This is a genomic window from Cerasicoccus frondis, from assembly GCA_031296915.1.
Lineage (GTDB): Bacteria > Verrucomicrobiota > Verrucomicrobiia > Opitutales > Cerasicoccaceae > Cerasicoccus > Cerasicoccus frondis.
This window is the reverse complement of the sequence record JAVDPC010000031.1, coordinates 20269-34376: the sequence shown is the minus strand read 5'-3', so window position 1 is coordinate 34376 and position 14108 is coordinate 20269. Positions and strand designations below refer to the sequence as shown.

The window sequence follows — 14108 nt, the reverse complement described above, 5'->3', positions numbered from 1 at the left end:
GGTATTGCTTGCTCGGCAAATGGCGGCTGTTAATTTATCCTGCATGGATTCCCAGTCTGTTTCGCTACACCGTGTTTACCGCGCGTCGCCGGAAAAGGTTTACCGCGCTTTCATTGATCCGGATGCCTTGACGCGCTGGATGGCGCCCTACGGCTTCCTCGCCAAGGTGCATCACCTGGACGCCACAGTCGGCGGCACGTTCCACATGTCATTTACGAATTTCTCCACTGGTGGCAGTCACAGCTTTGGCGGCGAATACCTGGAGCTCATACCCGGCGAAAAACTGCGCTACACCGACAAGTTCGATGACCCGAATCTACCGGACGAAATGATGGTCACCGTTCAATTTTCGCCGGTAATCTGCGGAACGGACGTGAAGATCGAACAAACCGGAATACCGGCAGTCATCCCGGCGGCAATGTGTTACCTGGGCTGGGAGGAATCGCTCGCACAACTCAAGCTCCTGGTGGAGACGGACATTCCGGATGAAGGTTGAGCTAGTGGGAATTAATTGTTGATGGTGGCGAATGCTTGGCCAGCATTCGTTGCCATGCGCCCACGCCAAAGAAGGAACAAGAGTAAGGAAAAGCTAATCGTTGGGCTGGCCTGTGGTCTACCAATCTTGATCTTATTTCCGTTCGTGGTGCTGATGGTTGGTCTTGGCTTTATACCTTCGATGTTCATCAGCATGGCGCCAGTGGTGGTGATTGCAGAACGCCTTCAGAAAAAGTACAAGCTAACCGCGCAAGAGCTCGCAGGCGCCGTGTCCTTAACGGTCGTGCTGGTCATCTTTGCAGCAATCCTATTTTTTATGCTGCTGCGTTAGCCAAGGAAAACTCGCTGCTCAAGGCGCCTGCTGGTATGTAGCTGCGCCATTAATCTAAAGGGCAGGTTGGAGTTAAATGAGTGAACTCGGTGAACACTCATAATCTAATGCTCATGTAGTATAACGAAATTTAGTGTGTGTGCGCTGGAATTGACAATTGGCATCATCTAAGACATGGTCCCAAGTTCGGCTAGCTAGTTTGGAATGACTCGTTCAGCTGTGGCTAATCAGACACCTTATTTCCTATGATTCTCAATGCCATGCTCCAACGGCTCTATGCGAGTCTGCAACGCGGGCCCTGTTTGAATGCCCGGCCTCATAACTCCCGCCAGCGCGTTGACGTTACGCAACTGAAGCAGCTCCAAGGCATTAGTGTGGATACGATTTTGCCGACGTTGCTGGGAGGGGCAAGGAAGGTGTCGATGCCAGCGCAGGTTTCGGCGTTCCGTAAGCCAGAATACCCGGAGAGCGAGTGGTCGGATGAGCAAAAACGGCACGCCAAGGATTACGAGCAGCAAACGCGCTTGCTCAAGAAACTGCACGATATAGCCAATGACGCGCAGGAGTATTTCAACGATCATGGGGAAAGCGCGCTCTTTGTCGGCTTCCCTATCGTTTCGCTGCCGCCTAAGTCGGGCGACGACACGTTTCGAAGTTCGCGGGTGCTGGCGCCGCTGGCGTTTGTGCCGGTCAATTTAGCGGTGCGCAAAGGCGCGAACGCCGGTGCAACACTGACTGTGGTGGGAGAGGGCGCTGACTTATTGATTCCGAATCCCGCGCTCTTGGCGTGGATTGAAAAAGAGACCGGACATGAGGTTCCGGATTTGTTCGATGACGAGACCGGTGATGTGCCGGAAAAAGAGTTTGCCGAGATCCTGGAGTTTGCGCGAAGGGCATTAGCGTTGGATGGCGCTGATTTTGAGTTCGCGACAGCGTTGCAATCGATTCCCAAGGTGGATGGTTTGCCGGAGAAGTCGGCTTTGGTCCCGGCGGCAATCCTTGGTTTGTTCCCTTTGGCCAATCCCGGTCTGATGCGCGATACAAAGTGGATGATGGCCAACGAGGCGATGCTTAGCGGTCCAATCACGCGCTACCTGCGACAAGACATTCTGGTGCAGACTCCCGAGGTGAATGATGCGGCAACGCCACCACCGTTGCCGGAGCAACATGCTGGAGAGCAAGGCAAGGCGTTCGACCAGGAATTCTTCATTGCGCCGATCGATCCGAGTCAGGCCGCCACGGCGGATGCTGCGCGCACCGCGAAGGCGCTGGTGATTCATGGTCCTCCCGGGACAGGTAAGAGCCAGACGATTACCAATATCATCGGCGACCATTTAGCGCGAGGCCAGCGCGTGCTCTTTGTCTGCGATAAGCGAACGGCGCTGGATGTGGTGATGCATCGCCTGAACCATTATGGGCTGGGTCATCTTTGTGGGATAATTCATGACCCATCACGCGACCGGCGTAATCTATACATGGGCTTGCGGGAGCGAATGGAAGCGCTCGTTGACAATGCGCCGCTGACCAATCCCGAGCGCCAATTACGCAAGACCAACCAGCGGCTGACCGAACTCAATGCCGAGCTGGCTCGGTACTTCGAGCTGTTGCATCATTACGATGAGGAACAGGAGCACAGCTTTCATGGTTTGGTCGGCGAATGGTTTGCTTACTCGCGTCGCGCGGCTGGCGATATCCCGGCCGAAATGGGAGGAGATGTTTCGCTGGAAGCCGTAGAAACGCATGTGACGGACGTGGGCGAGGTGATGCTGCGCGCCGTGGAGGCACACCTGTCTTCAAATCCATTTTTTGAGCATACGGTCTTAACGCTTGAGGGCTATTTCCAACTTGGGCATGGCGCGATTCTGGAAAAGATTACACCGCTCAAGCAGCTCGCAGATCGTGTCGATCATCAACATCAGGATGAACTGCCGACGTTGGATGAGCAATCTGCATTGCTTGATCAGGCGTCCCTTCGTGAGTCGATTCACGCTGCGCTCAATGCCATTGTGGTGGACGGGGACGTGGCTTTGGCCGCTACGTTGGGTGGGCTTTCCGCTGGGGTGATTCAAGCCACCGCTGATGAGTGGCAAACGCTGCAAGCGCTGGTCGAATGCGTGCACGATGACCTCAATCGAGAGTGGGTGTTGCTGCTATCTAATTCGATTCCGTCATTGGGCGATGCGATGCAGCGTCTTGCCGTGTTGGAGGAATATGCGGAGACGAAGGGCAGCTTTTTCCGCTTCCTCCAGTTCAAGAAAAAATCGGCTGCGGACGAAGTCCTCAAGCAATTGGGGGCGTCGATGAGTGACGACCATGTAGATGAAGCCATTGCCTTTTATCAAGGCGTGCGTGCGCGTTGGCGCCTAGTCGATCTGTATGGGCGCATCACCGAGAGCACGCTCTCCGCAAACGATGACAAGAGTCTGCGCCGAGCGCTCACGACTTTGGAGCAAACCTTCGCCATCTTTAAAGCCTGCGGCGGTTATGAAAACAGCGGCTTGTGGGCGCGCATCAGCGAGGGATTGCATGATGCCGAGGCAACTTCGAAGATGGCGGAGCTCTTTATCGTTTCCGCGAGACGCGCACGCGAGTTGGATGTATTCATCGAATCGATGAACGGTGTGGCGCTGTTTAAGGACGCCTACATTCAAGCGACCGACTGCGCAATGCGGCGCAATGAATCCGCTGGTCCAATCGTTGAGAATTGGGCTGAGCATGTTGATTTACTGGAAGAAGTTGTTCGCTTGGAGGACGCTCTTGGTCGGATGCCTAACTCGCTCAAGCCAGTGCTCCGTGAGCTCGCGCTACGGGAACTCGATACCGAGCAGGCGACGATCGAATTAAAGCAGTTGGCCTTCCAAAACGAGGTGAGGCGCTATGTGGAGCGCGATCCTGAGCTGCTGCGCATCGACTCAGCGCGCATCAATGCGGCCTTCGACGAGTATGGTCGCCGCATGGCCGAGAAGCAGGATTTGGTTCGCCAATTCATTGTGTATAGTTGGGACAAGCGTCAGCGTCAGCAACTGCTGGCTTCGACTGGTTCGCGCCTTAACTCCAATGGCGCCGCGTTGCGTAACCGCCTTTACGTGCGTGGCAAAAAGGCGTTGAAGCTGCGGCAGATGATTGCGACCGGTGAAGGGATCGAGGATGGTGATCCACTCTTTGACCTTTGCCCGGTGTGGATGGCTGGGCCGTCGACGGTTGCGCAGATTTTCCCGCGCCGTGAGCTGTTCGATGTGGTGGTGTTCGATGAAGCCAGCCAATGCCGACTGGAAGAAGCGATGCCGGTGTTGTTGCGAGGGGCGCGTGTGGTGGTCGCGGGTGACCCGAAGCAATTGCCGCCGACTCGCTTCTTTGAAAGCAATGTCGCGGAGTCGGATGACACTGATGCGGAGACGATTGAAGAGTTAGCCGAACAGCAAATGAGCGAGACTGAGGATTTGTTGTCGGCCTCGTTGAATCTCGACGTGGAAGAAGCGTTTCTCGACGTGCATTACCGTTCGCGGAACGAGGCGTTGATCGGTTTTTCCAATGAGGCGTTCTACGGTCGCCGGTTGCAGCCGATACCCGGGCACCCGCGTAATAAGGCGCTACAGGCGCCGCTGAAGTTGACTTCCGTCGATGGCGTTTACCAGGAGCGGACGAATCCTGCGGAAGCTATTGCCGCCGTTGATTTACTTGCCAAACTTTTAGACGACGATGCGCCGCCCAGCATTGGCATTGTCAGCTTCAACATCAACCAGCGCGACTTGATCATTGAAGTATTGGAAGAACGCGCTGAACAGGATAAACTTTTTGCCGAGCGGTTGGCTGCCGCTCAGGTGCGTCGGGGGCGGGATTCCTTTGAAGGCTTGTTTGTGCGGAACCTCGAAAGCGTCCAGGGTGATGAGCGCGACCACATCATTATCTCCACGACGTTTGGTCCCGATTCCGAAGGGAAGTTTCGCCGAAACTTTGGAGCCTTGTCGCGAGTCGGAGGTGATCGGCGTCTCAACGTGCTGGTCACACGCGCGCGATCAGCGATCCATGTGTTGACTTCGATTCCCCGCAGTGAATACCGCTCTGCGATTATGCCGGAACCGGGCCAGATTACTGGGCGCCATCAGCTTTATGCCTACTTGCGTTATGCGGAGTATGTTGAGGAACAGTTTGAAAACTACCAGGATTACCTCGAAACCATGAAGCACGATGCTCAGTCGGTGTGTAACGTCATTGAATCCGACTCACCTAGCAAACTGGCCATTGAAACGGGCTTGGCCTTGCGCGATGATTGCCGAATTGGCAGCACGGTGCACTGGGGCAATGACGGGTTTTGCGTCGATGTCGCCTTAACACACCCGGATCTGCCGGAGGATGTCACCTTAGGCTTGCTGATCGATTTCAACCGCTTCCGCAAGACGCCGGACCCCATTGCCTGGGAGTACTTCCGGACGGAAATTTTACGCGGCCAAGGCTGGAATCTTAAGCGCATCTGGAGTCCAATCCTCGCCCGCGAACCTGCGCATGCCTTGCAGCAGATCGCTGATGCGCACACTGACGCGACCACGAAAGACATGCTGGAAAAGGTGAGTGAGGAGCTTGAGCTCGAAGACGAAACGGAGTGACGTAACTTACTCTTGCTTGGCAAAATCACTGTGGCCTGATCGGTCAAGTTAGATGAAAAGTGGTCTAAATTTAAGTCATATCCATCAGTTGGAAAATGCTAATGCGCATTTGGAGGATTGTCTTTCAGCTTCCATGCCGCAAACTGCTCTAAGTTGCCTTCCGAGGTGAAGACCTCCAAATAGCTTTCAATTACGCCGCGGTCACTTTTCCTCGAGCTGGTCATTTCGCCGTACAGAACAACGCCTAAGTCAACAGACAGATACTTGGTGGAAGCATTCGTTTTAATAACATCACACCTCAGTCCGTTATAGAAATACTGTATGTCCTCAGCATGACTATCTATATGAGGCGTGATCAGCGAAAGAAAGGCTTCCTCAATGTTTTTAAAGTTCAGAGAAGACTTGAGCCTTTCAATCTGAGAAACTTCGCCATCGGAACCAAGCGACACTTTCAAGACGCTTACTCGATCACCCTCTGGTTGTTGGACATTATCCATATAGCTCTGCGCAAAACGAAAAGAGAGCAACATCTCGGAATCCTGTGCATGACTGACTTCCACTGAAAAATACTCATCACGTTTTTCGATGTTCCTTGCGATGAGCTTTGCTTCAGATGTTTTTACGTCATACTCATGGGTGGTTGAGTATGCACAGTTGTAAACGACAGACTGCCCCAGGGCGCTCTCGGAAAGCAAAGCAATCAATACTGATGACAGTATAAAATAGGTTATGTTTTTCATGCTGGTTAGCCTTGATTGAATCATTCAGTTGAGTCCAGCGCTGAACTGATGGCGTATTACGGACTGGATACTCGTTCGGACTGCTTTTTTTGCGACTTGCGGTATACTGCACTGATCCCCAGCAGCAAGACGATGCCGGCGGCCAACAGCAGATCTCGCCCATGCTCCTGAATGCTGCTACTCAAGTCACCTTCCTGCTCAATATCTTGCGTTGGCGCATCAATAATTCCTCGGGTTATCAGCACCCTATTTGCTGCAGCGGAGATCTCTTCGTCATCAGAGGATTCAAGTCTCTGCGCCAATTGAACGACTTGCGGATTATCAATATGGGCTACTGTGTGTGCGAGAAAAGATGACTTCATCAGCCTTGGATCTTTTTCGATCCGGGAAGTAATGACTGCAACCATCGCATCAACCTCGTCCTCGCTTAATTCCCCTCGGAACTGCTCAAGCTTTCTTGAGAGAATGTAGATAGCCTGCTTTGAGCGATAAAAATCATCCTGTCTTATTTGATCCAGGATATATGGGAGAGATTCGATACTTAAGGAATCGATCTCCGCATCAAAGTTTGGAGCTCCGGACTGCCCCGCGAGTCTATATACGACCATTTTCTCATCCTCAGCCCCAAACAAAGCTACACTAAGAGAAAAAAGCAAAATTACATTACAGAGGTTTTTTAAGCAGATCTGACTCATGGTATCGTTTCTCCTGTTCCAGGTTCAATCTCTTTGTAGAGCTTACGGTATTACTAGTGCTCGTGCCGTAGCCATACATCAAGTTGTGCAAATCAACGTAATCGTGATCAACTTCGCTAGACGACGCGCGCGACCCGTCCGATATCCGACAATGCCTGCGCAACAACGCTTCACGCCGCAAAGACCTGCTCCCGGTGATAGGCTAGAAACTGCGGATCAGGCGCGAAGCGCTGAGGGAGTCGGATGGTCTGCCCTTCGTAACGCTTAAAGTTATCCAGTATCGTTTGGACGGAAAAGTGGTCGGACAGGGTTTGGCTCAACACGATACGGTAATCTTCATCGAGGGTGATCAGGCCTTGGTCGAAGGCGGCGTCCTGCGTCTTGGCGAGGCACAAGCCGTTGCGCGGGTTCAGGCGATGCTCTTCAGCCGCCGCCCAAGGCCGAATGTGTGAGGCATTGAGCAAAGAACGAATCGGGTTACCTGTGATGCAGCATTGCGTGTCGTAAGCTGTCAACACGGCCCGCCGGAAGAACTGCTGACCGATGCGACGCTGAATCTCGCTCGTGACGGTTGTGCCGGTGAAATCCCTGTCCTCCTCACTCACCGCGTCGTCTGGACTATCGGCGTTCAACGCCGCAAAGGCTTCCTCAGACAGCAGGGCCATGGTCGTCCAATCCTGTTCAAACCGGGCCCACATCTCCCGGTCGCCCCGGCTGACATTGCCCAACCCACTGACGCCCCGCGCCTGATGCGCCGGATCGAGCGAGGCCAAATTGCACAGCTTCATAGCCAGCGCCCCCGGACTCCTCCCAATCAACGCTGCTACACGGATGATCTCCGGCTGTCTGTCGTGAAACAGCCCAAAGGGCAGTCGCGTATAGAGATTCATCGCGACTAGGAGTTGGGGCTCTGTCCAGATGTTGGTTGGCATGGGAAAATTTGTTGGCTATCGTTCTATTTCAGCCAAGTGCCCTTTCACACTGGAAAGCCCCTCTAGGCACATAGCGTCGATAATATCAAGAGCTCTCGTACGTTCAGGTTGACCATTTAACTGTGAGTATGCTTTAAATAGTATTTTACCGACTCTAGATTCATCCACTGCAATGGAAGTGCTTATGTCCCTTGCTTGCTCAGCGCATTGCAATACAAAGGCCTCGCATACGTCTAAAGAACAGATGGGCATTGTTTGTTGCGTTTCTTCTAGTGCATGAAGCAGAAATGAGGGATCAGTTGCTAATGCAGGACTTTGAATGAATCGCTGAATTAGTTGCTCAAATTTTCGAAGATCCAATTCCGGGTTTTTCCAGAGCTCACGAAAGCAGGCAGCTGCTTGTTGCCTGACTGTAGCAGCTTTATCGTGAAAAAGAGTAGATAATGTTGTTTCACACCAATTACGGCAATCCTGAGAGGTTACGTTGCTTGCTGCCACTTGAGCAGCGCCAAATCTGCAATGCTCATTACCGTTTATTGCTACTTGGGCTAGAGTGTCCATATCATCATGATGCAAGCGCGCCAGGCAGGCGAGTCTACCAGCAGCTTGGTTTACATCATCATTTGTTGTGGCAAGCATGCGCCTTATTATTGGTGAGAACGCTGATATGTGTTCGTCTAGTCCATATCTGATGAAGGTTTCAATCCGATGCCCCTTAAAGATTCTCTCATCCGTATTCAATAAATGTATGAATGAGTTAACGGCCCAGCTTTGGTCAGTTAGGGCTATTGCAAATAAGGTATCTAACGCCGCAATCCTCACGGCTAAATGTGAGTCATTTACACTGCTCGTAATCGTGGTTTCGAAATTTTGAAAGTGTGAATGATTGTTCCTGATTAAATATCCGATTGCTGAAAGTGCATGGCCACGGACGGAGTTGAGTGCCACGCTAGTTAAATTCTCCATACGGCTTTCGTCTGGATCGGAATGCTCTAGAGCCATGCCTGAAATAAATTCCTCTACATCATCTGGGAGGGGATATGTATTTAGTGTTCCTAAAAGGTCAAGTGCCGCCATGATACACGATGTTGATGAAAGCCCGAACACCAATCTGGCTACATCCATTTTCAATCCGTCCTCCACTTCAACCTCACGTAATGCATAAAGAATATCGCGATAATAGCACTGAGGCGTATTTTCCGAAAACCTCAAAGCAATTTGAGCAAAGCGTTGCGGCTCTTTCTTCGCGAATTCACGCATCTGGCCGGAAAAATCATATGCATCTACTTCATTTGAGTCATTCGTGAAGTATGGAACAGTCTCTTTGTTGTTTTTTGTTATGGATGCTAGCCATTCTTCGTCTGAGTATTGGCTTAGCAATTCATTCGTATAGGGAGATTTACGACTATGGACAGTTATAATTTCTGGTGGCTTTACTATGTGGCCGAACTTTTCCTTTAAGCCCTCAATTGCATTTCTGCCTCCTTCAGAGCAACGAGTTAAGTCTAAGGCTGTGCTGAGAGTGTGGGAAGCTCGACCTTTATAGCTTTCGGCATTGGCTTCACGCTCGTAATCTGGGAGATACTCCAAGAGTAGGGTTTCTAGCATTCGAAACTTATCTTCATCACAGTATGGAGAGCACCTTTCGATAACTGTTCGAGCGATCCAGTAAGGTGAGTTTCTATATCCACAGAAGAGTCTACGCGAATCATCAATGAGTGCTTGAACCGCCTCATCAGCAAAGTATTTAGGCAAGGCAGCATATGCAGTTAGAAGGAATCTATTAGCGACCTGGATTGGATGCTGTGCTAAATATTTGACTGCTTCCTTTAGCCTGCAGGGATTCTTTTCAGCGAGTGCCTGGATCGCATTTTCGCAACCAATGACCAAAGCGTCTCCAATCCTAGGGTGATCGAGCGGCCAGCGAACTGACCAAACCGTATCGCCATCCAAGCCATTGTCTGATGTTCGCCGTAAGGCTAATGACACTCTGATAATAGCGGGCACCAAGTGGTCGATTGCTGCTTCTGGGCAAAGACGGGCGGAATCTATTACGTCTTTTGCTCCATTCGCCCTATTCACATTAAAGCGTGTTGGATGACTGTTTGCTGTTTCTAGCGCAATGACTAATTGCCTGTCTAGCCATCGTGCTGCGGCTTCTAAATACCATTCAGGATTTACCTTCATTAGCCGATACAAGTTGTTCCAGAAGTTACTATTCGCACCATTATGCTTGCTGGATGAAATTAGCCTCAAGTAACACTCAAAAAGTGGGCGGCTAGAGCTGTCTGAAACCCAATACATTATATTGAGCAATCTATGGTCCCAGTTGCCGCTACGTTCAATATATGGACTTATCAAGCCTGCGATACGATCGCCATGCGATTTTGTTTGCCAGCTTAAATACCCTGCGACCGCGTCTAACACTTCATCACTGGTATCTGCGAGCCACCGCTCAAGCTTGCCCTCGTCATGTGCTACGGTGAATAGAGCTTTAGAGCCAGTAAACACGCCCCACGCGCGTGATTGAAGCTTATTGGGATTCACCTGTCTAAGCCGCTTCGACTCTAGCTCACCATTGATGTACGGGAGGAAAATGTTTAGCTCATCGCTAGTTGTATCTGCGAAGTTGCCAACTAGCTCGAGCGTTAGAATTTTTAGGTGTGGCCTAATTGCTTGATCGGCTAATAACTCCCTGACCTGTTTAAGATATCTGTCTGTGTCTTCCTCTCGAAGGTATGTTAAAATTTGGCGTAGCTGCGCTCTTCTAAAGAGCTCTTGTGTGCTAGACTTTAGTGTATCAATAAACTCTACGGAGTCGTTGACAGTGCTTCTCGCAAAGCAGTAATCAAAAAGGCTTTCATGTCGAAAGCTGTAACGGTTCTTTTCTTGCCGAATGACACCTTCGCTCTCTAGCGCGCCTACATAGCTAGGTGAAAACTCATCCAGTGCTGAACGTGGAACCGATAATTCCTCCCGTTGGCTCATGACGTTTGCAAGTCGGCTGATCACTTGCGTCCACTGGTCAAGGCTATTGTTTAGACGTGCCATGACGGCTACACGCTTTAGAGTCCAGTATTTATGATATAGCTGGGTTTGGGTATTAAATGTAGCTTCGTCGGTGCTGGTGCTGAGTCCAGCATCTATGTATGTCGCTAAGTTTTCAGCTGTCTGTAGTAGTGTTGCTTGTTTTGGAGATAGGCGTTTTGGGTCGCCTCCACTAGCGGCTATGGCCTGATTTACATCATCAGAAGAAAGTAATGGAATTTCGATTGGCGTTTGCCCGCTAGGTAGAAGTGATTTTATTCGGCTATCGTATGTGTAATCAAATTTCCGGCAGGCTAGGATTAGATGTATGCAGCGCCTGTGTTGCAACGCCTTTACTTCATTAGCTAGTGCTGCAAGCACCTCAAAAAATTGAGGGTGTCTTCCTGACACTGAGCTGACACAGTCGATTTGGTCTATTACGAGCGTAATATCTTGCTGTGGATAGCATTTATCTAAAACGAAAGCCGGGGATTCCGCTAATCCTAAAGATTGTCCTAAGGTAGTCGTTGAAGAACTTGGTTCGAGGTTGTCTAGCCTAAATGAAAGAACCGGCATCCCTCTGCTACGTAATTGTTCAACGATATCAAGCATCACAGCGCTCTTACCCTCACCGGCACTAGCGGCAATCATGACAGATTGAGCTACGCTGGCATTGGCAATCTGCTCGACTATATCACCGGCGAAGGATCGAGCTATTAAACTACCACCTATTAGTTTTGAACGCTGTCCGCTCACATAACTGTTGGTAAGGGCGTCGATCTGATCAATAACACTGGCTGAGATTTCGAGAGTGCGCAGTGAAATTCCATTCTCGGTCAAGTATGCAAGTATGGAGTTTAGATCGAGCACCTTGTGAGTGCTTTCTGAGTAAAGTTGATTTAGCAGCCTTAAGACTGTCTTTGGGTTGCCACTGAATTTTATACTCAACTGCCTGAGTAAATTATCTTCGATAAGTATTTCATCGCTAATTCGGACATACACGTTTTGAAGAAAGCCAAACGTAGCTTCTTCACGTTCATATGCGACTAGCTGGTGTAACATACGGAACTTTTGCTGGCGGGTAGACCCTTTCAGGAAATGTTCTTTAAATTCTAACCAACTAGCTGCAGCTCTGGCATCTTCGCTCCAACGCTTCAATTCTTGCGCAGAAGTAGAAGAGGCAAAAACGCATCTATTTCCTTTGGAGGCTTCAGCTTTAAAAAAATCTAGGATACCGCTGGATTTTAAAGCGCTGAGGGACCAATCGGTTGCGTTTAACTTCTGCCGCTTTGCTTGCCAGAATTCTTTGTATCCGGCGTATTGGACGTAAAACTCAGCCTTATCTATACCTGGTGGTTCAACTCTCATAGACTGAGCATTACCCCATAGAATCTCAACGATTGCGTGCACTCCCCATAGGTCTTCATAGCTGTTCCCTGCCTTGTCAGCAGGTCCTCCAGGTAAGTTGCTCATTTGGATTTGAGTAATGGTATAGCTCAAGATTTTCAAGCATTTATAAATACCATCGAAGTGTAGTTATGTTTTGCATAGTCGTGTGGTTCCTCCTGCTCAACGCAATAGTAATTTCGTTATATGAATTGGGCTATGAGGCAGGATGTAGAACGGCGTCTTGCCGCTTGCACGGCTGTTGAATGGACTGGAGGGCGATGGTCCATCATCGCCGCGATTGCCTCTCCGCATTCACCATCTAGACGTGCGGCGATGACGGAGCATTGCCCTCCACCAGCGAGACGTTTTAATTTGAGGCGTAAGTTTAGTGTAGGTTTGTCCCAGCCTATGGGCCCAGTGAAAAGTGACGATGTGCATGGCTGGAGGATGACTCGGCTTCGTGTCCTTCGTGGTTCATAAATACGTTGCCGCATGGAAGCACGGGGACTCCGGGCGCGACCGACCAGTGTTTTCCGCCGCAACCCACTGGTTGGTTGTGGCGGAACCCTTAGGTGTTTTTTGTTGGAAAACACTGGTTGGTTGTGTCGCAAAACACCAGGGCATTGCGGCAGAAAACACCAGTGGGTTTTGTCAGTTTGCCCCAGTGGATTTTGTTAAAAAACACCAGTGGGTTCTGTTGAAAAGCACCAGTGGGCTTGGGCGGAAAACACTGATGGGTTTCGATGCTTGGAATTGGCGCCAAAAAAACGCCCCCGCCGGTGAGGGCGGGGGCGTTGGGGGGAGCCTGACGGCTGTAGCGATTTGGCTTAGGCCGTGGCGAGCGTGGCTTCGAGGCGGCTGGCGCGGAGCGCGCCGTTTTCCGTGAAGCGCTTGCGCAGCTCGAGCGCAAAACTCGACGCGGCGGGCAGGTCGGCCGGGACGAGGAACAGGAGTTCCTTGGGCAGGTTGTGCGGGACTTGCTCGACGCGCGTCTCGCTTTGGTCCGCCAAGTTGATTAGGAACAGGCCTTCATCGTTGTTGCTGGGATTGTAGTTCAGCAGGCCGCCCTTGAGCGTAGCGGTATTGGCGGGCGACAGTTGGCTGTCGTAGAAGCCGGAGCCGTGGTCATAGAGCCGTTGGAGAATCGGCAGGATGTTGGGCTCGGTCAGCTTCTCGAGGTCGGTGACGCCGCTCAGTTCTTTCTTCAGGCTGCGGTCCGGCACGGCGTGGAGCACGAGCTCGTGGCGTGACGGATCGTAGGCGTCATCGGGCCCGGTGAACACGCCGCGAATGGACGGGAACAGCCGGACGAGGCCGCCGATGTTAACACGCTTGCCGGCGAGGACCTGGCGCTTGATCACGCGCAGGAACTCGATCAGCACGGCGCGGGTTTCGGACTCGGCGACGGTGGTGCCGCGTTCGTCCATGTCGGCAATGATGGACTCGAGGTCGAGCGCGTCGCCCAGGCTCATCGAAGCCGCGTAGTCATAGCCGCCGGTGAGGGCGTTAGGGAGGAGTTTGTATTGATGTTCATTATCGTAGTGATGGTGGTGGTTCGAAGGTTCGGATGTTGGAACGTTCGAAGGTTGTTCTTGGTTGTTGGTTTGAGTTGATGTCCTTGGGCGGGCGCCTTCGCCCGAGGAACACGCTTATATTATCAAGCAACTGGTGAGCTGACAATGGCTCAGTTGGCTCAGTTGCTTCAGTTGGCTCCATTGGCTCAGTTGGCTACTTTTTGAGGGTGGGAGAGGGGGCAAAGCGCCGTTTCGCTATTAGTGAAAGCCAGTGAGAGCTACTCACTAATACTGACTCGTGGTAGTGGGTGGTGAAATGGGCCTCGAAAGGGGGATTTTGGAGGGGCTGGGAAAACTTTTTTGAAAAAAGTTTGAGACGTG

General features: G+C 51.3%; 8 protein-coding genes and 1 pseudogene. 3 read left to right on the top strand and 6 right to left on the bottom strand.

Annotated features, from left to right (window positions below):
- The first annotated feature begins 43 nt into the window (after positions 1-43).
- The 3 genes from RBB63_RS19310 (at position 44) to RBB63_RS19300 (ending at position 5430) form a co-directional block, all read left to right on the top strand.
- Positions 44-496 (top strand): SRPBCC family protein, encoded by a 453-nt coding sequence (locus tag RBB63_RS19310; RefSeq protein ID WP_343219138.1) that lies wholly within the window; start codon positions 44-46, stop codon positions 494-496.
- A gap of 54 nt (positions 497-550) precedes the next feature.
- A complete protein-coding gene (locus tag RBB63_RS19305; RefSeq protein WP_309386741.1) occupies positions 551-826 on the top strand; it encodes a hypothetical protein in 276 nt (91 codons plus the stop codon).
- 245 nt (positions 827-1071) lie between these two features.
- Complete coding sequence (locus RBB63_RS19300; RefSeq protein ID WP_309386740.1) at positions 1072-5430, top strand: AAA domain-containing protein; 4359 nt, start codon at positions 1072-1074, stop codon at positions 5428-5430.
- Positions 5431-5528: 98 nt separating this feature from the next.
- On the opposite strand, the gene RBB63_RS19295 is transcribed toward RBB63_RS19300, so the two are convergent.
- From RBB63_RS19295 to RBB63_RS19270, 6 genes and pseudogenes are all read right to left on the bottom strand, one after another.
- Positions 5529-6170 carry a hypothetical protein gene (locus tag RBB63_RS19295; RefSeq protein WP_309386738.1) on the bottom strand — a complete coding sequence of 214 codons (642 nt, stop codon included), beginning with the start codon at positions 6168-6170 and terminating at the stop codon, positions 5529-5531.
- 56 nt (positions 6171-6226) lie between these two features.
- Positions 6227-6865 (bottom strand): hypothetical protein, encoded by a 639-nt coding sequence (locus RBB63_RS19290; protein ID WP_309386737.1) that lies wholly within the window; start codon positions 6863-6865, stop codon positions 6227-6229.
- A 170-nt stretch (positions 6866-7035) separates the two neighbouring features.
- Positions 7036-7797: an HNH endonuclease gene (locus tag RBB63_RS19285; RefSeq protein WP_309386736.1), complete on the bottom strand. Its 762-nt coding sequence runs from the start codon at positions 7795-7797 to the stop codon at positions 7036-7038.
- A gap of 15 nt (positions 7798-7812) precedes the next feature.
- Positions 7813-12297, bottom strand: coding sequence for an NACHT domain-containing protein (locus RBB63_RS19280; protein ID WP_309386734.1), 4485 nt, complete (start codon positions 12295-12297; stop codon positions 7813-7815).
- A gap of 743 nt (positions 12298-13040) precedes the next feature.
- Positions 13041-13436, bottom strand: coding sequence for a DUF4469 domain-containing protein (locus tag RBB63_RS19275; protein ID WP_309386785.1), 396 nt, complete (start codon positions 13434-13436; stop codon positions 13041-13043).
- A pseudogene (locus RBB63_RS19270) lies at positions 13410-13724 on the bottom strand (DNA-binding domain-containing protein); the annotation flags it as partial. The pseudogene RBB63_RS19270 and the gene RBB63_RS19275, both read right to left, overlap by 27 nt.
- Positions 13725-14108: the final 384 nt, after the last annotated feature.

What these genes read in the sequence shown, in the direction of transcription:
- RBB63_RS19305 (WP_309386741.1), top strand. Translation starts at nt 551, where the DNA reads ATGCGCCCACGCCAAAGAAGGAACAAGAGTAAGGAAAAGCTAATCGTT.
- RBB63_RS19310 (WP_343219138.1), top strand. Translation starts at nt 44, where the DNA reads ATGGATTCCCAGTCTGTTTCGCTACACCGTGTTTACCGCGCGTCGCCG.
- RBB63_RS19285 (WP_309386736.1), bottom strand. Translation starts at nt 7,797, where the DNA reads ATGCCAACCAACATCTGGACAGAGCCCCAACTCCTAGTCGCGATGAAT.
- RBB63_RS19295 (WP_309386738.1), bottom strand. Translation starts at nt 6,170, where the DNA reads ATGAAAAACATAACCTATTTTATACTGTCATCAGTATTGATTGCTTTG.
- RBB63_RS19280 (WP_309386734.1), bottom strand. Translation starts at nt 12,297, where the DNA reads ATGAGCAACTTACCTGGAGGACCTGCTGACAAGGCAGGGAACAGCTAT.
- RBB63_RS19290 (WP_309386737.1), bottom strand. Translation starts at nt 6,865, where the DNA reads ATGAGTCAGATCTGCTTAAAAAACCTCTGTAATGTAATTTTGCTTTTT.
- RBB63_RS19300 (WP_309386740.1), top strand. Translation starts at nt 1,072, where the DNA reads ATGATTCTCAATGCCATGCTCCAACGGCTCTATGCGAGTCTGCAACGC.